The 18493-nt window shown below is 65.9% G+C and carries 21 protein-coding genes and 1 pseudogene; 15 read left to right on the plus strand and 7 right to left on the minus strand.

The window, feature by feature from the left end:
* Window positions 1–117: 117 nt before the first annotated feature.
* The 3 genes from CB0101_RS05465 to CB0101_RS05475 are packed head-to-tail and all read left to right on the plus strand — an operon-like array spanning window position 118 to window position 4914.
* Window positions 118–657 carry a peptidase gene (locus CB0101_RS05465; RefSeq protein WP_136643997.1) on the plus strand — a complete coding sequence of 180 codons (540 nt, stop codon included), beginning with the start codon at window positions 118–120 and terminating at the stop codon, window positions 655–657.
* Window positions 654–3809, plus strand: coding sequence for an efflux RND transporter permease subunit (locus tag CB0101_RS05470; RefSeq protein ID WP_010310212.1), 3156 nt, complete (start codon window positions 654–656; stop codon window positions 3807–3809). The genes CB0101_RS05465 and CB0101_RS05470 overlap by 4 nt, the downstream gene beginning before the upstream one ends.
* 16 nt (window positions 3810–3825) lie before the next feature.
* Window positions 3826–4914 (plus strand): efflux RND transporter periplasmic adaptor subunit, encoded by a 1089-nt coding sequence (locus CB0101_RS05475; protein ID WP_043717888.1) that lies wholly within the window; start codon window positions 3826–3828, stop codon window positions 4912–4914.
* Window position 4915: 1 nt separating this feature from the next.
* Here CB0101_RS05475 and hisIE read toward each other — a convergent pair whose 3' ends face one another.
* Window positions 4916–5611 carry a bifunctional phosphoribosyl-AMP cyclohydrolase/phosphoribosyl-ATP diphosphatase HisIE gene (hisIE, locus tag CB0101_RS05480; protein ID WP_010310216.1) on the minus strand — a complete coding sequence of 232 codons (696 nt, stop codon included), beginning with the start codon at window positions 5609–5611 and terminating at the stop codon, window positions 4916–4918.
* Window positions 5612–5660: 49 nt separating this feature from the next.
* Here hisIE and CB0101_RS05485 point away from each other — a divergent pair, with 49 nt between their 5' ends.
* From CB0101_RS05485 to CB0101_RS05505, 5 genes are all read left to right on the plus strand, one after another.
* Window positions 5661–6137, plus strand: coding sequence for a 6-carboxytetrahydropterin synthase (locus CB0101_RS05485; protein ID WP_010310219.1), 477 nt, complete (start codon window positions 5661–5663; stop codon window positions 6135–6137).
* Window positions 6138–6238: 101 nt separating this feature from the next.
* Window positions 6239–6691, plus strand: a complete 453-nt coding sequence (locus CB0101_RS05490) for a M23 family metallopeptidase (RefSeq protein WP_010310222.1) — start codon at window positions 6239–6241, stop codon at window positions 6689–6691.
* 38 nt (window positions 6692–6729) lie between these two features.
* Entirely contained in the window at window positions 6730–7683 is a 954-nt protein-coding gene (locus CB0101_RS05495; protein ID WP_010310225.1) for a permease, read from the plus strand.
* The gene (locus CB0101_RS05500; protein WP_010310227.1) at window positions 7659–8330 is read left to right on the plus strand and encodes a TIGR03943 family protein; all 672 of its coding nucleotides are present in this window, start codon (window positions 7659–7661) and stop codon (window positions 8328–8330) included. Before CB0101_RS05495 ends, CB0101_RS05500 begins: the two co-directional genes overlap by 25 nt.
* A complete protein-coding gene (locus CB0101_RS05505) occupies window positions 8327–9649 on the plus strand; it encodes a hypothetical protein (RefSeq protein WP_010310228.1) in 1323 nt (440 codons plus the stop codon). Before CB0101_RS05500 ends, CB0101_RS05505 begins: the two co-directional genes overlap by 4 nt.
* On the opposite strand, the gene CB0101_RS05510 is transcribed toward CB0101_RS05505, so the two are convergent.
* On the minus strand, window positions 9635–10426 hold the full coding sequence (locus CB0101_RS05510; RefSeq protein ID WP_010310232.1) for a metal ABC transporter permease: 792 nt from the start codon (window positions 10424–10426) through the stop codon (window positions 9635–9637). The genes CB0101_RS05505 and CB0101_RS05510 overlap by 15 nt on opposite strands.
* Before the next feature lie 32 nt (window positions 10427–10458).
* Here CB0101_RS05510 and CB0101_RS05515 point away from each other — a divergent pair, with 32 nt between their 5' ends.
* Entirely contained in the window at window positions 10459–10860 is a 402-nt protein-coding gene (locus tag CB0101_RS05515; RefSeq protein ID WP_010310234.1) for a Fur family transcriptional regulator, read from the plus strand.
* Here the strand turns inward: CB0101_RS05515 and CB0101_RS05520 are convergent.
* A complete protein-coding gene (locus CB0101_RS05520) occupies window positions 10857–11549 on the minus strand; it encodes a metal ABC transporter ATP-binding protein (RefSeq protein ID WP_010310237.1) in 693 nt (230 codons plus the stop codon). The genes CB0101_RS05515 and CB0101_RS05520 overlap by 4 nt on opposite strands.
* Before the next feature lie 73 nt (window positions 11550–11622).
* On the opposite strand from CB0101_RS05520, the gene CB0101_RS05525 reads away from it, so the two are divergent.
* The 3 genes from CB0101_RS05525 to CB0101_RS15300 all read left to right on the plus strand — a co-directional run bounded on the left by CB0101_RS05525 (window position 11623) and on the right by CB0101_RS15300 (window position 14209).
* Window positions 11623–12966 (plus strand): iron uptake porin, encoded by a 1344-nt coding sequence (locus CB0101_RS05525; protein WP_010310240.1) that lies wholly within the window; start codon window positions 11623–11625, stop codon window positions 12964–12966.
* A 36-nt stretch (window positions 12967–13002) separates the two neighbouring features.
* Window positions 13003–13944 (plus strand): metal ABC transporter substrate-binding protein, encoded by a 942-nt coding sequence (locus CB0101_RS05530; protein WP_010310242.1) that lies wholly within the window; start codon window positions 13003–13005, stop codon window positions 13942–13944.
* Between the two features lie 124 nt (window positions 13945–14068).
* Complete coding sequence (locus tag CB0101_RS15300) at window positions 14069–14209, plus strand: hypothetical protein (protein WP_010310243.1); 141 nt, start codon at window positions 14069–14071, stop codon at window positions 14207–14209.
* Between the two features lie 7 nt (window positions 14210–14216).
* On the opposite strand, the gene CB0101_RS05535 is transcribed toward CB0101_RS15300, so the two are convergent.
* The 3 genes and pseudogenes from CB0101_RS05535 to CB0101_RS15845 all read right to left on the minus strand — a co-directional run bounded on the left by CB0101_RS05535 (window position 14217) and on the right by CB0101_RS15845 (window position 15864).
* The gene (locus CB0101_RS05535; RefSeq protein WP_010310245.1) at window positions 14217–14756 is read right to left on the minus strand and encodes a ferritin; all 540 of its coding nucleotides are present in this window, start codon (window positions 14754–14756) and stop codon (window positions 14217–14219) included.
* A gap of 95 nt (window positions 14757–14851) precedes the next feature.
* Window positions 14852–15334 carry a Dps family protein gene (locus CB0101_RS05540; RefSeq protein WP_010310247.1) on the minus strand — a complete coding sequence of 161 codons (483 nt, stop codon included), beginning with the start codon at window positions 15332–15334 and terminating at the stop codon, window positions 14852–14854.
* 62 nt (window positions 15335–15396) lie between these two features.
* Window positions 15397–15864: pseudogene (locus CB0101_RS15845) on the minus strand (amino acid ABC transporter permease).
* 8 nt (window positions 15865–15872) lie between these two features.
* Between CB0101_RS15845 and CB0101_RS05550 the strand changes: the two are divergent.
* The 3 genes from CB0101_RS05550 to CB0101_RS15305 all read left to right on the plus strand — a co-directional run bounded on the left by CB0101_RS05550 (window position 15873) and on the right by CB0101_RS15305 (window position 18022).
* Window positions 15873–17042 (plus strand): GTP-binding protein, encoded by a 1170-nt coding sequence (locus CB0101_RS05550; RefSeq protein ID WP_010310250.1) that lies wholly within the window; start codon window positions 15873–15875, stop codon window positions 17040–17042.
* Between the two features lie 192 nt (window positions 17043–17234).
* Window positions 17235–17810 carry a HupE/UreJ family protein gene (locus tag CB0101_RS05555; RefSeq protein WP_029553061.1) on the plus strand — a complete coding sequence of 192 codons (576 nt, stop codon included), beginning with the start codon at window positions 17235–17237 and terminating at the stop codon, window positions 17808–17810.
* A gap of 65 nt (window positions 17811–17875) precedes the next feature.
* On the plus strand, window positions 17876–18022 hold the full coding sequence (locus CB0101_RS15305; RefSeq protein ID WP_010310255.1) for a hypothetical protein: 147 nt from the start codon (window positions 17876–17878) through the stop codon (window positions 18020–18022).
* On the opposite strand, the gene CB0101_RS05560 is transcribed toward CB0101_RS15305, so the two are convergent.
* Window positions 18002–18484 carry a Fur family transcriptional regulator gene (locus CB0101_RS05560; protein ID WP_043717884.1) on the minus strand — a complete coding sequence of 161 codons (483 nt, stop codon included), beginning with the start codon at window positions 18482–18484 and terminating at the stop codon, window positions 18002–18004. The two genes, CB0101_RS15305 and CB0101_RS05560, sit on opposite strands and share 21 nt — an antisense overlap.
* Between the last annotated feature and the right edge of the window lie 9 nt (window positions 18485–18493).

Raw genomic sequence — 18493 nt, forward strand, 5'->3', positions numbered from 1 at the left:
ACGGTGGACCTGCCAGCCCCACCTTTGGCGACCTGTCCAGTCGCGGTGGAAACCCGGCCTTGGCTGGCGCCCAAGGGTTCCGCCGCAGAGCCAGCCCCACCGGCTGCGCAGCCATCATTGGACTACCGGCATCGGCTCAAGCCCACCCCGGCGGGCTGGCCGAGGCGCGATCACTGGTGCGTCTGGGTGGAACCGGTGCGCGACGGCGGTCCAACCGGCATCTGGGAGCAGCGCTGGTTTCAGGCCGTGAGCCAGGCCCTGGTCACCTGGCAGCAGCACCTGCCGATCACCGTTGTGGACCAACCCGAGCGCGCGCAGGTGTTGGTGGAGCGGCGCAGGCCTCCCAGGCTCAACAACCGGGCTAGCCACGGCCGCGCCGTGCTGGAGCTGCTGGAGGTGCAGCGATCGGAACGCTGGCAACTGGAGCCCAAGGTGACCGTGTTGATCAGTCCAGGACAGGCCCAAACGGCGATTCAGGCCACCGCCCTGCACGAGCTAGGCCATGCCTTTGGCCTCTGGGGCCACAGCGATCAAGCCGGCGATGCCATGGCCGTCAAACCAGGCGCCACGCCGATCCTCGAGCTGAGCCCCCGGGACCAGCGCACCCTGCGCTGGCTGCAACAGCAACCAGAACTGCAGTCCCCCACCGCCCCATGAGCCAGCCCAAGCGCACGATCTCGGATCTGTTCCTGCGCAGGCCGGTGCTGAGCCTGGTGCTCAGCGCCCTGTTGCTGCTGATGGGTGCCCTGAGCTTGCTGCAGCTGCAGGTGGAAAACCTGCCCGCCATCGCTCCGGGGCGCGTGAGCGTGAGCAGTAGCTACCCGGGCGGCAGCCCAGAGGTGGTGGAGCAGGGGGTCACCGCCCTGCTGGAGCAGCAGCTCAACGGCCTCGAGCGGCTCGACACCATCCGCTCCACCAGCACCTCAGGCAGCAGCAGCATCAGCCTCAGTTTCCGCGGTGGCGCCCCGGAGCTCAATCAGGTGAACGCCCAAAACGAGGTGAGCCAGGTGCTGCGCCAGCTGCCGGCCCAGGTGGCCAGGCTGGGCGTGCAGGTGCGTCGCAGCTCGGATGACCTGCTGATGGTGCTCAGCTTCAGCGCCGAAAGCGGGCGCTACAGCGATCTGTTCCTCAGCGGCTGGGTGAACCAGGTGGTGAAGGAGCGGCTGCAGCGGGTGGAAGGCGTGGGCAATGTGACGCTCTTCGGCGGCAGCCCCCTGGCTTTCCGCCTCTGGCTGAACCCAGCGGCACTGCTGGAGCGCCAGCTCACCATTAACGATGTGCGCCAGGCGCTGGAAGCCCAGAACGTGCTGGCCGCCCTGGGCCAGGTGGGGGATGAACCGGTGCCACCGGGGCAGGCCACTTCACTGCCGCTGCGGATGGAAGGCCGGCTGCGCAGCCCTGAGGCCCTGGAGCAATTGGTGGTGGGGCGCGGACCCGATGGTGGCGTCGTGCTGCTGCGCGACATCGGCCGGGTGAGCCTGGGCAGCGAGAGCTACGGCAACGTGGCCACCAACCTCAAGGGGGACCCCACCGTTGCGCTGGGTGTGTTTCAGCGCGATGGCAGCAATGCCCTGCAGGTGAGCGAAGCGGTGGAGGGCGCGTTGGCGGAACTGGAGCCGCGCTTCCCACCGGGGGTGGACCTGCAGCTGATCGTGAATGAGGCCGACACGGTGCGGCAGAGCATCGGTGAAGCCGCCGGCAGCCTGCGGGATGCCGTGTTGCTGGTGTTCCTGGCCCTGCTGCTGGGTCTGGGCAACAGCCGCCTGGCCCTGATCAGCGCCCTGGCGGTGCCGGTGTCGCTGCTGGGTTCGATCACGCTGATCAATCTGAGCGGCACCTCGATCAACACCCTGAGCCTGTTCGGCATGGTGCTGGCCTCGGGGCTCGTGGTCGACGACGCCATCGTGGTGAGTGAAGACATCGGCCGCCGCCTCGAGCAAGGCGCCTCACCGCTGGCGGCCGCTCGAGCCGCCATGGCGGAGCTGGGCGGCGCCGTGGTGGCGACCTCGCTGGTGCTGCTGGTGGTGTTTCTGCCGGTGCTGGGCATGCAGGGCAGCGTTGGTCGGCTGTACGCGCCGATTGCCGTCACGATCGGGGCCACCATCGTGGTGTCGACGTTCAACGCCATCAGCTTCACGCCGGTGGCGGCGAGCCGCATCTTGCATGCCGAGCAGCGCGAACCGGCCTGGCTGCTGCGCTGGATCGATCCACCACGCCGGTGGTTGGAATCGCTGGAGAAACCCTATGGGCGCTGGCTGGATCGGAGCCTTCAGCACCGCGGCCGGATGCTCACGGCCCTGGCCCTGGGCCTGGTGCTCACTGCCGTGGGCCTGACCCTGCGGCCGAGTGCCTTCATTCCTCAGGAAGACAACGGCCAGCTACGGGGCGTGGTCGTCTTGCCAGAGGGGTCATCGCTGCAGCGCACCCAGGGGGTGATGGAGCAAGTGCGCAGCACCCTGAGCCAGGAGCCCGCCCTGCGCAGCGCCAATTTCTATGCGGGCCGCTCCTTTGGCGACAGCAGTCCCAACAAGGGCATCTTTTTTGGGCGCTTGTATCCCATTGGCGAACGCGGCGAGGGGCGTCCTTCCACCGCTGATGTGGTGCAACGGCTCAACCGCCAGCTGATGCAGCGCGTGCAGGGGGCGGTGGTGATGCTCAGCGAGGCCCCCACCGTGCGGGGTTTCAGCAGCGAAGGCGGCCTCGAACTGGAGTTGCTCGACACCAGCAACGGACAGCTGAACATCCAGCAGTTCGCCCAGCAGGCCCAGCGCTTCATCCAAGCCGCCAATGCCAGCGGCCAATTCACCCGGGTATCCACCCGCTTCAATGCCGATTCACCGGTGTTGCGCCTCGAGCCCGATCGTCTGCAGCTGGCCTCCTTGGGCGTGGATCTCGATGAGCTGGTGACCACCTTGCAAGCCAGCTTCGGTAGCTCCTACGTGAATGACAGCTTCGAAGGCGATCAGGTGCGCCGCGTGATCGTGCAGCTCGAGGGGCAGGGGCGCCGCGATGTGAATGATGTGCTCGCCTTGCAGGTGCGCAACCGCGGCGGCCAGCTGATCCCGATCGGCCAGCTGGTGCAGGTGGTGCCCTCCACCGGGCCGAGCGTGATCAACCACAGCCGCCTGGTGCGCTCGATCACGATTCAGGCCCTACCGGCGCCGGGTGTGAGCACCGGCCAAGCCATGGCCAGCCTCGAGCAGATCCAGCGCCAGCAGGGCAACAGCAATCTGGAGCTCGAGTGGGCTGGCCTGGCCCGCGAGGAGCGGCAGGCCGGTGACGGCAGCATCCGGGCCTTTGCCCTGGCGGTGCTCGTGATGGGTCTGCTGCTCGGCGCCCTCTACGAGAACCTGCTCGATCCGCTGATCATCCTGATCACCGTGCCCCTGGCCCTGCTGGGGGCGCTGGTAGGGCTGATGCTGCGGGGCCTGCCCCTCGATGTGTATGGCCAGATGGGGCTCCTGGTGCTGGTGGCCCTTGCCGCCAAAAACGGCATTTTGATCGTGGAATTTGCCAATCAACGCCTACGGGAAGGCCTGCCCCTGGATGCCGCCATCCGCGACGCCTCCATCAGCCGTCTGCGGCCGATCCTGCTCACCGCCATCTCGTCGCTGGCGGGCTTTCTGCCCTTGCTATTGGCAAGCGGTGCGAGCGCCAGCAGCCGCATCAGCATCGGCACGGTGGTCTTCTCCGGCCTGCTGGTGGCCACAGGCTTGAGCTTGTTTGTGGTTCCGGGTGTTTACCGGGTGATCAAAGGCTGGGAGCTGGCACGGCCACGGCGGCTGGTGCATGGGGGGCAGCATGGCTAAACCCCTGAGCCCGGTGATGCCGAGCCGCCTGAAGCTTGTGATCAGCGCTGCGGCGATGGCCCAGCTCGTGGTGGGCTGCAGTGGTCGCCCCAGCGCCCGACCGCCGCTGCGGGTGCAAGCCGAACGGCCCCATCAGGAAGCGTTTGTGCGCAGCCTCGACACGGTCAGCACCCTGGAAGCCACCGACGAAATCGAACTGGCCTCCCAAGCTGGAGGCCGGGTGCAGAGCGTGTTGGTGCAGGGCGGCCAAAGCGTGAGCGCCGGCCAACTGCTGGTGGTGCTGGACCAAACACAGCTCAGAGCTGACGTGGCGGCCTTGAAAGCCGCAGCCGAAACCGATGCGATCAGCTACCAGCGCTTCAGCAGCCTGGTGAGCAAGGGAGCGGCCACGGCCCTGGAACGCGATGAGAAACGCTCCAAAGCCATCGGATCCCAGCAAGCGCTGCGAGCCAAGCAAGCCGACCTCGCCTACAAAGATGTGCGCGCCCCGATCAGCGGGGTGATGGGGGATGTGAGCATCAAACCCGGCGATGTGTTGCAGGCCGGCACTCCCTTCAGCCGCATCATTCGCAACGACCGCTTGCAGGCCCGCATCGACATCCCTGCCAACCAGGCCAATGCCGTGGCCAAGGGGCAGCGCGTGCAACTGCTCGATGGCATCAACCCCCGTCCACTCGCCGAGGGCAGGATCAACCTGATCGATCCAGGTGTGAACAACACCTCCCAAACCCTGCTGGCTAAAGCTTCGATCGCCAACCCCCAAGGGCTGCTGCGCAATGGCCAGCGCCTGCGCACGCGCGTGATCCTGGGGGCCGAGCGCCAACTGGCGGTGCCCTTCAGCGCGGTGACCCGCAGCTTCGGCCAGAGCTTCGTGTTCGTGGTGGGCACGCTGCAGGACCTGGAGCGAGACCCTGGCAAAGCCGATCTGTCCGCGCTGCGCCGTCTCCCGAAGGGAACGCTGCTGGCGTTGCAGAAGCCAGTCCAGCTCGGCCCTCTGCAGGGCGACCACTATCCGGTGCTCTCCGGGCTGAGTGCCAACGACCGGGTGATCCTCGGCGGCAGCCTCGGCCTCCGGCACGGAAGCCCCGTTCAGCTCAACCGCTAACTCACTCGCGCCGGGGGGCACCGCGGCGCTGAGCCAGCACCTGCTGCACCTCGCGCCAGCTCACCCCGTGATGGGCCAGAGCCACCTGGAGGTGAAACACGATGTCGGCCGCTTCGCCAGCAATCTCCGTGGGGTTGTTGTCTTTGCAAGCCATCACGAATTCGGCGCTTTCCTCGCCGATCTTCTTGAGGATGCGGTTGTCGCCCCCCTCCAGCAGCTTGTTGGTGTAACTGCCGGGCTCAGGCTGATCGCGGCGCCCTTCGATCACCCGCATCAGCTCCGTGCAGACATCCGCCGGCGGCGGCGCGGCAGCAGCGCCACCGGCGCTGGGAACCGGAGCCTCGTCATAGAAGCAGCTGCGGGCACCGGTGTGACAGGCCACATCGCCCAGCTGCTCAATCGTGAGCAGGAGTACGTCGGCATCGCAGTCGTAGCGAAGCCCCCGCAGCCGCTGAAAGTGGCCGCTCGTGGCGCCCTTGTGCCACAGCTCCTGACGGGAGCGGCTCCAGTAGTGCACCTCACCGCTGGCGAGGCTGCGCTCGATCGCATCGCGGTTCATCCAGGCCACCATCAGCACGGCGCCATCGAGCCAGTCCTGCGCTACGGCGGGGATCAGGCCGGCCTCGTTAAAACGAAGGGAGCCGATCAGGGCCGGATCCGGGAGCTGAAATGATGCCTGCAAGGGCTGGCGATCCATCTCACCCGATCCTCCCGCAACACCGATTCACCCACCATCAGGCCCGGGAATGAGCGCCGCCTTCAGCTGCACGAAAACCTTCAGCGGCTTCCCGTGCTGCCACCGCCAATGGCGCCACAGCGGCCATTGCCGCTTCGTGCATGGCTACAGCCGCAGCTTCACCTGTTGGTTCCGGGCCACTGAGCTCGATGCGAACGGATTTGTGGTGGATTTCTCCAGCCTGGGAGCCCTGCAAAGCCAGCTGGCGCATCAGTTCGACCACACCTTTCTGGTGAATGCCGACGACCCACTCCTGGATCAGTGGCAGGCCCTGCACGAACAGGGCGCCCTCGACCTGCGGGTGATGGAGAACGTGGGCATGGAGGCGAGCGCTCAGCTGGTGTGGAGCTGGGCCAACGGGCTGCTGCAGAGCCGCGACAGCGGTCGCAGCTGCTGCTGGAAGGTGGAAGCCCGCGAGAACGAGAAGAACGCCGCCTGCTTTGAAGCCGTACCCGACTGGTTCAAGGCCGACCGAACCAACGCCTAGCCACCAGAGCACTGTCGCATTAACAACAGACGGATCCAACGCGTCGCAACTTAAGATTTGCTTCCGAATCGCGTCGCGGACGTTCATCCCGCGGAAGCCTGTTGCCCATCGCCCTTCTGTTGCCCGCCCTGCAGTTGCTCCACCCCATGCCCGGGGTGATCACCCAGGGAGTGCGCGAAGGGCATCCCGCCATCGATATCGCCTGCATCACCGGCACGCCTGTTCGGGCTGCCCACGATGGCGAAGGCAGGGTGCGCCGCAGCCGAACCCACGGCACCACCTTTGAGCTGCGTGGATCCGATGGGCTGGAAACCAGCTACAGCCATCTGCACACGGCCATGCCCGCCGGGTCCTACAAGCGTGGCGACCAGATCGGCACCTGCGGCAACACGGGGATCTGGAGCAGTGGCCCCCATCTCCACTTCGAAACCAACCGCCCCCAGCTGCTGGGGTCCCTCAGCACCGAGGAGGCCCCCGTTCCCAACAACCTTGGGGAGCTGGCCATCCCCGTGGCGACTGGTGGTTCGCCAGATGTCCTCAAACCGCGGCCATGATGGGCCGCTGAATCAAGCCACCACCGTGGCCCATCTCGTTGAACAGGCTGGCCACGATCTGGGCCATCTTCCAGGGGTTGCTGCTAGAGGCCCTGCCCTTTCTGCTGATCGGCGTGCTGATCGCTGGGCTGGCTCGCTGGCTCGCCCCGGGCGGCCGCTGGCTGCAGCGCCTCCCCCGCCAGCCCCTGCTGGCCCCGCTCAGCGGCGCAGCCCTGGGCTTTGCCTTGCCCGCCTGTGAATGCGGCAATGTGCCCGTGGCGCGGCGCCTGCTGGCCGGGGGTGCCCCCCTGGGCTCAGCCCTGGGCTTTCTCTTCGCCGCACCGGTCCTCAACCCGATCGTGCTGGCCAGCACTTGGGCGGCCTTTCCGGATCAACCCTGGCTGCTGGCGGCTCGTCCCCTGGCGGCGCTGGTTGTAGCCCTGGCCCTCTCGGCGCTCTTGCAGCAACTGCCGGAAGGAGCCCTGCTTGAACCAGCGCTGCTGGAAGAGCGGCGCTTGAGCCAGCCCCTCGAGCAGGTGGGACTGCTGGAACGCCGCAGTGGCCTGGTGGGAAGCGTGGCACCGATGCCGCCTCCCGCAGCGGAGCGTCCCCACCTGGCCAGCGTGCTGGATCACAGCAGCCGCGAGTTTCTGGATCTGGCAGGGCTGTTGGTGCTCGGCTGCGCCATCGCCGCTGTGGTGCAGACCCTGCTGCCGCGCACCTGGCTGCTGGCGGTTGGGGGTGCACCCACCCTCTCGGTGCTCAGCCTGATGCTGATGGCGGTGGTGGTGTCGGTGTGTTCCAGCGTGGATGCCTTCCTCGCCCTCGGATTCGCCGCCCAGATCACACCCGGCGCACTGCTCGCCTTTCTGGTGCTGGGGCCCGTGGTGGACCTGAAACTGCTGGGCCTGTTCGGAGTGGTGCTACGCCCCCGCGCCATCGCGCTGACCGCAGCCGGCGCCTGCGTTGTTGTGTTGTTGATCGGGCAATGGGTGAATCTCTGGCTGCTCTGATCCGTCCGCTGGCCTTAGCGCTATGGGGTGCCGTGCTGCTGTGGAGCACCCTCTCCGGGCGCCTGGATCTGCTGCTGCGCGGTGTATTTCACCCGCTGGTGGGCCTGAGCGGCGTTGCCCTGCTCGCCCTGGCGCTGCACCAACTGCTGAGGGGCCGTCAGGAACGGCATTGGAACCGCGGCTGGGCCCTGAGTGCACTGCTGGCGATCGCCGTTTTGGCTCTGCCTCCCAATCCATCCTTCAGCGATCTGGCCGCCAACCGCAACAGCGATCTGGGCGATGCCGTGGAGCTGGATTTCCTGCTGCCGCCCAGCCAACGCAGCCTCACCGACTGGGTGCGGCTGCTGCGCAGCCAACCCGACCCCGCCCTTTACGCGGGGGATCCTGTGCGGATCAGCGGATTTGTGCTGACACAACCGGATGGGCCACCCCAGCTGGGGCGGCTCCTGGTGCGCTGCTGCCTGGCGGATGCCACACCGATTGGTCTTCCTGTGCGCTGGCCCTCTGGAGCCATCCCCCCGGCTGACCAATGGTTGGCGGTGGAGGGAACGATGGGCGTGGAGACCATCGCCGGACAACCCCGCAGCGTGGTGCTCCCCAAGCGAATCCGCCCAATTCCTCGGCCAGCCCGGCCGCTGGAACCATGAAGGCCCTCCCCTTGCTTTTGGCCGGTGGGGTGCTGCTGGCAGCACTGCAGCAACAGCTGCTACTGCGCCGCCCACCTCGGCTGCTGGAGCTGATCTCCAGCACAGCCAGCTCCGGCCCGGCAGCGCTATCGCTGCGGTTCAGCCGCCCGATGGATCGAGCCAGCCTGGCGGCGCTGAGCAGCTTGATGCCGGCCGCTCCCCATCAGTGGCTGGGATCGGGAGATGCCCTGCGGCTGCTACTCAACTCCCAGCAACCGATCAGCAGCGCCATCGCCCTGGTGATCCGCGGTCAGGATCGTCGCGGCCTGCCCCTGCCCCCAGAGCACTGGCGCTGGGATCCCAGACCCCGGCTGCTGGCGGTGGTGCCCACGGACCAGGGGGAACAACTGCAGCTGCAGCAGCGCGATGGCCGCTGGCAGTCACTCACCCCGGTGATGGAGCGCATCACCACCGTGCAGCCCCTGGGGAATGGCACGGGGATCGCCTTCACCAGCCGCGAAGGCGAGGGCGAACGGCTCTGGCTGCTGCCTCTACGCCAAAGCGCCTTGCACCGCCAGCACACGCCTGATCCCAAGGGCGTGCAAGCCGGTCGTCTGCAGGCCCTGCTGCCGGAGCCGCTGATCTTTGCGCACTTGAGCAGCAACCGCCGCGGTGATCTGTTGGTGCAACGGAGCGCCCGTGCCCTGGGTCGCTCGATCACCAGCTTCTGGGCCGGTGGACAACCAGCCCGTCGCCCGCAGGAGCTGGCCCTGGAGGCATCGGGCCCGATGCAACTGCTCCCGGAGGGTGCAGCCCTGGTGATGCCGGAGCTGGAGGGGCTGAGTTTGCGCAATCTGCCCGGCAAGCCAGAGCGGCGGCAGCTGCTGCCCGGCAGCCGCGACCTGAGCAGCTTCTGCCCCGTGAGCGGCCGTGCCCTGCTGGTGCGGCACTGGCCTGATTTCCGGCGTTCGCTCGAGCTGGTGGAGCCTGGCCTCGCGCCAAGGCAGCTGTGGCTCGGCCAGGACGCGGTGCTCAGCAGCGCCTGCGACCGCGGTGGGGAACGGGTATGGCTGCTGCTGAGCCACTGGCGCAACGCCCAGCACAACCGGCTGTTGGAGCTCAATCGCCAGGGGCAGATCGTGCGTGAACGCGACTTGAGCGGCTGGGAGGTGGAGCCGGGCGTGCCGATGGCCTACGACCCCACCCGCCAGCAGTTGCTGCTCACCCTGCGGCCGCAGGGTCGCCCAGAGGCCCAACCGGTGCAGATCCCGGTGCGGGATCTGGTGCTGCAACCGGTGCAGAAAACCGTGCGGCAGAGCCTGTGGCTACCGCCTGGCTAATTGCAACGGCAACAGCAGCAGGCACAACACCCCGATCAGGGGCCCCGGCGGCAGATTCACCCAAGGCTGAATTGCCAGCACCATGCCGCCGCCGCTGAGCAGCGTTCCCAGCACAGCCGATCGCCACAGGGCCTGGCGCAGGCTGCTGGCACCCGGCAGCGCCACCAGGGCCGGAGCCCCCATCAAACCGATCACCAGCACCACCCCAACGGCCGTCATCGCGCTCACCACGGTGAAGGCCGTGACCAGGGTGAGCAGGAAGCGCAGGCGCCGCACAGGCAAGCCAGCGCTGGTGGCCCCCAGAGGGTCCACCCCTAGGTACACATAGTGGTGGTAGCGCCAGGCCAGGAGCAGCAGCATGGCCAGCAACGCCAGCAGGCTGCGGACCAGATCGGCGGGCCCTGCAGCCAACAGATCGCCAAAGAGCACAGCTTCGAGATCCACGCGAATGCCCAGCAGGGGGATGAGCAGCACCCCCAGGCCGAGAAAGCCCGCCAACACGGTGTTCAGCACCGCCTCATCGCCGGGCTGACCGGGGCGTGCCGTACCGCTGAAGCGCTCCGCCAGCAGCGCACCTGCCAGGCCGCTGATCACACCCCCCAGCCCCGGATCGATGCGCAGGGCCACCGCCAAGGCCAAACCAGGCAGCACCGCGTGCGACACGAGGTTGACCAGGAACAAGCGCCGCTGCACCAGCAACAGCGTTCCGGCGAGCGGGCAAAGCCCCCCCACCACCAACGCCACCGCAAACGGCAGCAGCCACCACACACGCTCCATAAGATCAGGGCCCCTGCCCCGCTGGTTCGACCATGCCCTCCCAGGTTGCCGCTTCAGGTGATCGCCAGCAGCAGCTGCTGGAGCAACTGAAGCTGGCCGACCGGGAACTCTCAGGCCAGGACCTGCATGCCCTGTTGCGCCAGGGACCTCAAGCAATGGGACTGGCCACGGTGTATCGCCACCTCCGGCAACTGCAACAGCAGGGCCTGGTGCGCTGCCGGCACCTCCCCAGCGGCGAGGCGTTGTTTGCACCGGTGGAGCGCGACGAGCACCACCTCACCTGCGTGGATTGCGGCACCACCCTGGTGCTGGAGCAATGCCCGATGCACAACGTGCAGCTGCACGGCGATCAGGCCGAGGGCTTCCAGCTGCTGTTCCACACCCTGGAGTTCTTCGGGTTGTGCCACAACTGCCAGGCCCGTCAGAGCGGCTAACCACAGCAGTGGTTGCCCACCCGCAGATCCCCGAGGGCCTGTCGAACCTGCTGCGGCGTGCCATCGGCCAGCAGCTGCCGATCCAGCACAAGCACCCGGTCGTAAGCGTCGAGATCGCGACCCCAGTCGTGACTGCTCACCAACAGGGTGAGGCCGGCATCGCTCAGTTGCCGCATCACCCGCAGCAATTCCGTGCGCGAGGGCGGATCAATGGCGGCGCAGGGTTCATCCAGCAACAGCACCCGCGCGGGTTGCACCAACGTGCGCGCCAGCAGAGCGCGCTGCTGCTGGCCGCCCGAAAGTTGATCCAATCGACGACGCGCCAAACCCACCAGCCCCACCCGTTGCAGGGCCGCTTCCACATCACAACAACCCGGCCGCTGAGCCGCGAGCCGGCCGAGTGCGACCAGCTCCCGCACGGTGATCGGAAAACTCCATGCGATCTCACCGCGCTGGGGCATCAGGGCCAACTGCTGCCGCGCCAGCGCCGGAGTGAGGGGCGTTCCCTCCCAGGTGATCGAGCCCCCCGACAGGTTGAGCTGCCCCTCCAACGCCTGCAGCAACGTGCTTTTACCGGCGCCGTTGGGACCCACCAGAGCCGTGAGGCTGCCGGGTTGCAGCGCAAACGACACGTGATCCAGCACCAGCTCCGCACCCCGGCGCACACACAGCTGCTGAACGCTGAGCACTGCACCGGTCCATGCTGCTCCACACGTTAGGGAGCCAACGCGCTTGAATCAGCGGGCCGCCGGAGCACCGTGCATGTTGCGCCCCATCGCAGCTTGGGTGGCAAGCGTGGCTCTGCTGGCAGCCGGAATCGCTTCAGCGCAAGAGCCCACCGACGACCCAGCGCTGCGGCAACAGCAGGGGGACGCAGAACAACAGCTCCAAGACGCCCGCGACCTTCAGGACGCCCTTGAACAACTGAAGCACCGCGTGGAGGAACTGGAAGCCACGCAATTTGCTCCCACCACGAAGCTCAAGGGTCTGGCGAGTTTGGTGGTGGGCAGCAATCGCTTCGAGGGAAGCGATCGCCCCGAGGTGATCAAGACCCGCGACCAATTCGGGGCCACCACGTTCAACTACGACCTCAAGATCTATCTCGACACCAGCTTCACGGGCGAAGACCTGCTGCGCATTCGGCTGCGCAGCGGCAATTTCGATCGCAGCAGCAACAGCTTCTACGGGGCGGGCCCCAGCAAGCTCTCGATTCTGGAAACCGCCTTCCAGGAGCAATCCGGGCCCGACGTCTTTTCGGTGAACCGGCTCTACTACCAAGTACCCCTCGGCCAGGGATTCACCGCCACCCTGGGCCCGCGGGTGGGCCAGCTCGATCTGTTCGCCCTGCGGCCCAGCCTGTATCCCGCCGAAAGTGTCCTCGATCTGTTCACCTTGAAGGGTGCACCTGCGGCCTACAACTTCCAGCTGGGGGCGGGAGCAGGGCTGTGGTGGCAGTCGCGCAGCGGCTTCAGTGTGAGCACCAACTATGTGGCGGGCAACGCCAATCAGGGTGATCCCAGCCAAGGCGGCATCGGAACAGCCAACGCCGCCAGCACCGGCAGCGTGCAGATCGCCTACAAACGGCCGCAGTGGGCCGCCGCTGCCGTGGTGAGCTCGGTGCAGAACGCCGGCGGAGTGATCGACTACGCCACCAATTTCACCCTCGATAGCCTCAAGAATCCGGGGCATACCATCGCCTTCGGCCTCAGTGGCTATTGGCAGCCGTTGCAGTCCGGCTGGATGCCCTCCATCAGCGCGGGATGGGGCTTCAATCGCACCGATTACGCCGCCGAGGTGAACCGTGAGGGGCTGGTGGCCAACAGCCAGTCATGGAGCGTTGGCCTGCAATGGAGCAATGCCTTGATACCGGGCAACGTGCTCGGCATGGCGGTGGGCCAGCCAATCTTTGCCACCTCGCTCTACGGCGGCGACACACCGCGCGACAGCAATTTCGCCTGGGAGTGGTGGTACAAGGTGCAGGTGAGCGACAACCTGGCTGTGACGCCTGCCCTGTTTCTGCTCAGCCGCCCGCTGGGAGCCAAGACCCCCGCCGGCGAAAGCTTTGGGCAGCTGGGGGCCCTCCTGAAAACAACCCTGCATTTCTGAGAACCGTTATCGTTACAGGATTGAACCTGTTCCGGGATGCGGCGCGTCGCAGCGGCCTCCACAGCGGCCCTCACCCTGGCCTTGAGCCAGGCCTGCAGCCCGGTCCCCAGCGTGGATGTGATCGCGGCCGATGGCGCCTTGTGCGACATCACCCGGCGACTGGCCGCAAACCAGCTGAACGTGGCGTGCTTGCTCAGCCCGAATGACGACCCTCATCAACTGCAGCTCACACCAGCCCAGACCCGCCAGATCAATCAAGCCCAGCTGCTGTTGATCAATGGCTACGGACTCACCCCGGCCCTTGAAGAGATCAGCAACGCCGTGAAGGTGGCAGAGATGGCCGTTCCAGACAGCCCGGAGCTCAATCACTCAGCAGACCACAGCGAAACGCATCACGGCCACGCCCACGGCGACCGCGATCCCCACGTGTGGCACGACCCCCGCCAAACCCAGGCGATGCTCGGCCTGGTCAGCCAACAACTCCAACAGCTTCGGCCGCAAGCCGCGCCGCAAATCCAGCGGCGGGCTGAAGCGATGAAGCGCAGCCTGAACGACCTCGATCGCTGGAATCGCCAGCAATTCGCCACGATCAGCGGCCCGCGGATTCTGGCCAGCGGCCATCGGGCTTTCGCCAGCCTGGCCAGGGCCTACCAGCTGCAGGAATTGGCCGTGGTGGATGGGGGCAGCACCAGCGAAGCGCTGCGGCCCCAAGCCCTGGCCAACGCAGTGAGCACGCTGAAGCAGAAGGGCGTGCGCAGCCTGTTTGCCGAGCAACAACCAGCCAGCAAGGCACTGCAACGGATCAGCAGCCTCAGCGATGTACCCCTGGCAGCGCAACCGCTGCTGGCCGACTCAGGCGGCGACAACCTGATGGCCACCCTCACCACCAACACCTGCGTGATCGTGGATGCGCTGGGGGGCCGCTGCAATCAAGCCAGCGGGGCGGAGCTGGTGCGGGCTTGGAGCGCCATCCGCTGAGCCTCGGCGCCAACGAATGTAACGAATGGCACATCAGCCCGTGCTCCGGCTGGCAGGGCAGGAACAAACCCGCCGCGAGCGCATACGATGCGATTGATTCTCAACAGCAGCTTCGAGCGGCACCATGGCTCAGCAGATCGGTGGCTCCTCCGATGACGTGACACCCATCCAGCGCACCACCACAGCCCACGCCAAGAAAAAAGGCTGCAAACAGAAGAAGTGCTCCCACTGGAAGGGTGGCCAATGTCGCTGCGGCCGCGACTGAGCCGGGGTTAAGCGGCTTCCCCTGCTTCGCCACCACCACCCATGCCCCCCTTCACATGGGCCAGGGCGGTTCCTTCCAGAAACTGCTGATCCAGCAGCAGTAGAGCGGCACTGTTATCTCCAGCCAAACGCAACCGCTTGCAGACAAAGCGGGCTTCGGCTTCTTCCTGCAGCTGCTCAGAAACAAACCAATCCAGCATGGCCGTGGCGCTGCGCTCTCCCAATCCCTCCGCCAGGGTGTAAAGATGATGGATCGAGGCGGTCACACCCTTTTCAAGCTCATACACGTGATCGAATAAGGCCTGAACAGAGCCCCAATCCCGCTGGGGAGCCTCGATGGTGGGCAGCTCCACATCTTGATCACTATCCACGAGATAAGCGATCATCCGCGAAGCATGGCCGCGCTCTTCATTGCTCTTGGTGAGCATGTACGCGGAAAAACCCACAAGATCCTTCTCGCGTAGCCAGATCGACATGGCCAGATAGGTATGGCTGGCCTGAAACTCCGATGCCAGGTGGTCATTGATGGCTCGAGTGAGCTCTTTCATCCTCAAGATCTGGCGGGATGGATGGGTTCTAGCGGATGCCGGAGCCCCTCCAGATGTCCGGCACATCTGGAGGTGATCAATGATTCCGGCTCGCGTCAGCTTTCCAACAAGCTGCGCAACATCCAAGCTGTTTTCTCGTGAATCTGAAGGCGCTGGGTGAGCAGATCAGCAGTGGGTTGATCATTGGCGTCATCCGCCATCGAAAACACGCTGCGAATCGTGCGGGCCACGGCCTCATGGCCTTGCACCAGCTCACGCACCATCTCCAGCGCAGCGGGAACCCCCTGGGTTTCCGGGATCGATGACAGCTCTCGATAGATCGACCCCCCAAAGGGAGCTTGATGGCCCAGAGCCCGGATCCGTTCGGCAATCTCATCGAGCGCCGTCCAAAGCTCGGTGTATTGCTCCATGAACATCAGGTGGAGCGTGTTGAACATCGGCCCTGTCACGTTCCAGTGGAACCCATGGGTCTTGGCGTACAGCACGGTGCTATCCGCCAGCACCCGGCCCAGGCCCTCAGCGATCTGCGCACGCTGCTCAGCCGGAATGCCGATATCGATGGGGGGAGCGCTGGTCATGGGTGGGCTGCGACCGGGAATGATTCCGTTCTAGGGGCCATGGCAACAGGTGTCAGCTCTGCTCAGGCCGGCAGTTGCCAACGGGCTTCGAGGCGTTTGAACAGCAGGGAAGCCGTGGTGGTCATCAGCAGGTACACCAGAGCCACAGCGATATAGATCTCAAAGGCTCTGTAGGTGGTGGCCACCATCAGCTGCCCCTGGCGAAACAGTTCATCGAACCCGATCACCGCCGCAAGGCTGGTGTCTTTGATCAAGGTAATGAATTCATTGGCCAGCGGCGGCAGCACCCGGCGCAATGCCTAAGGGGCAATCACGAAACGCATCCGCTCGATCGGGCTGAGGCCGAGGGCATCGGCAGCCTCCCACTGGCCGCGATCAATCGATTCGATGCCACTGCGCAACGTTTCAGCGAGGTAAGCCGCCACATTGAGGCCCAGAAGCGAGCGACTACGCACATTCCTCGCCCGGCAGTAGCGGCCTCGCACCAAAGGGTGGCCCAGAGGATCAGACTGCCTGCAGCCTTGCCCCACGCACCCACGTGACCGCCAGCGCGACGAGCCCTGCCCGCGAACCCCTCACCACGGCCAGCCCCCTGCCGGTCACCATCCTCACCGGTTTTCTCGGGGCAGGAAAAACCACACTGCTGAATCACATCCTCAGCAACCAGCAGGGCGTGAAAACAGCCGTGCTGGTGAACGAGTTTGGCGAGATCGGGATCGACAACGATCTGATCATTGCCACCGGTGAAGACATGGTGGAGCTGAGCAACGGCTGCATCTGCTGCTCCATCAACGGAGAACTGCTCGACGCGGTGTATCGCATCCTCGATCGCCCGGATCCGGTGGATTACCTGGTAGTGGAGACCACCGGCCTTGCGGATCCGTTGCCCGTCGCGATGACATTTCTAGGCAGCGATCTGCGCGATGCCACCCGCCTCGATTCGATCATCACCCTGATCGACGCGGAGAACTTCAGCGACGAGATTCTCGATGGCGAAGTCGCACGGGCCCAGGTGGTCTACGGCGACATCCTGCTGCTCAACAAATGCGACCTGGTGAGCGAGGAGCGCCTGGCTGAGGTGGAAGGCAGGCTGCGGGAGATCAAAACCGACGCCCGCATCCTGCGCTCGGTGAAAGGCGACGTCAGCCTGCCGCTGCTGCTGAGTGTGGGGCTGTTCGAAAGCGACAAGGTGGCCGCCGAGCAGAACCACGACGACTGCGATCACGATCACGGCCACTGCGTGCACGACCACGATCACGGGCATTCCCACGATCACGATCAGGCCCACGACCATCACGATCACAGCAACTGCGATCACGACCATGGGCACTGCGAGCACGAGCACGGCCATGACCATGGCCACACGCACGATCACGGCCACGCTGATCACCTGGCCATCGAAGGGTTCACCTCGCTCTCCTTCAGCAGCGATGGCCCCTTCGCCCTACGCAAGTTCCAGAATTTCCTGGATAACCAGCTCCCCGCTGGCGTGTTCCGGGCCAAAGGCATCCTCTGGTTCAACGAGAGCGACAAACGCCACGTGTTTCACCTCGCCGGCAAGCGCTTCTCCATCGATGACAGTGAGTGGGGCTCAGCCGGCGATCGCAAAAACCAATTGGTGCTGATCGGCAAAAACCTTGACCACCCCCAACTGCGCAAGCAGCTCCAGGCCTGCGTGGCCAAGGATGCAGGCAAAGGCTTCGCCTGAAGCGATACTGCAAAGAGCGGTTTCCCGGATTCAGACCGGGAAGGCAACGAGGAAAGTCCGGTGGTGGGTTACGACCCCAGTCCGGCACTGTCCCGCAGCTGTGATGAAGCCAGCTCCGGCTCGCTTCTCAGTCAGAACGCTCGCCGCTCCCCCGTTCATCCCCTTCAGCACCGGCGCGGACCGGCCCTGCTCATGCCCACCAATCTTTCCCGTTCCCTTCTGCTCAGCAGTGCCGCCGGCTTCGGCCTGAGCCTGCTCTCGGCCCTGCCCGCTGGAGCCCATGGCAGCGCCGATGCCGGCGTGATGGCCGGTGCCCTGCATCCCCTGATGGGTATCGACCACCTGCTGCTTCTGGTGGGCGTGGGCCTGACGGCAGCGCGTTTTGGACCTCTGCTCCTCGGTTTTGCCCTGGGCGGCGCGCTGCTGGGCAGCGTGTTCGGCAGCTTCGGCGGCCAGCTGCCAGGTGCCGAACTGCTGGCAGCCCTGGCCGTGAGCGCCGTGGGTGCCGTGCTGCTGATGAGCGACAAGCTGCAGCGGCCACTGCCCCTCGTGAGCGCCGTGCTGGGCAGCGCCGTGGCGGTGCATGCCCTGCTGCATGGCCAGGAAGCAGCAGGCACCTCCAGCTGGTGGCTGGGTGCTCTGCTGGCCTCAGCGCTCACCATTGGGGTGAGCTTTGTGGCGGGCCGTCGGCTGAACCAGCGCCAGAACCTGCTCGCCGCAGGCGCCCTTGTGGTGCTCGGTGGTGTTCTGGCACTCGCACCGCTGTAACGGCATTCGTTGCAACACCAGCGCTGGACGATCCCGCTAGCGTGCGGGGAATCGCGTCCAGCGCTTTGGCCGATCTACTCCTGCTGTCCGCCGTGATCACCCTGGCTGGTGTGATTGCCTGGCTGGCGGCTGGCTCTGACGACGACAACGGTGGCGGCGGTCTGATGCAGCCGGTGTTGGTGCCCGTGCGCTCAAACCGTTACCGGGGCTGACTCAGCTGCTGCACAACTGGGGCAGAGGGCCCGCACGTTGAGCACGCACTCCAGCAGGCGAAAGCCGTGCAGACCGGCCGCTTGCTCACCGGCTGAGAGCACGGCTTCGCTCTCAAATTCTTCGGTGTGGCCGCAGCGCACGCACACCAAGTGATGGTGATTGCGGTGGTCGTCATCGCTGGCCAGCTCGAAGCGCCGCCCACCCTCCGGAAGCTCCAGCTCCCGCAGCAGCTCCATCGAGCTCAACAAACGCAGGGTGCGATACACCGTGGCAAGCGACACCCGCTCCTCAGCGCGCAACAAACGCTGATGCACCTCTTCAGCGCTGAGGTGGGTTCCTTCGCCGAGGCGCTCAAACAGCGCCAACACCCGCTGCCGCTGCGGGGTGAGCCGCTGGCCTCGCCCATGCAAGCTGCTGCGCAGCGCCTCAGCAGGCAACTCAGGCGCCGGAACGGCGGGCATCAGCGAAAC

It is taken from the genome of Synechococcus sp. CB0101 (assembly GCF_000179235.2).
In the GTDB taxonomy this organism is placed as follows: Bacteria; Cyanobacteriota; Cyanobacteriia; order PCC-6307; family Cyanobiaceae; genus Vulcanococcus.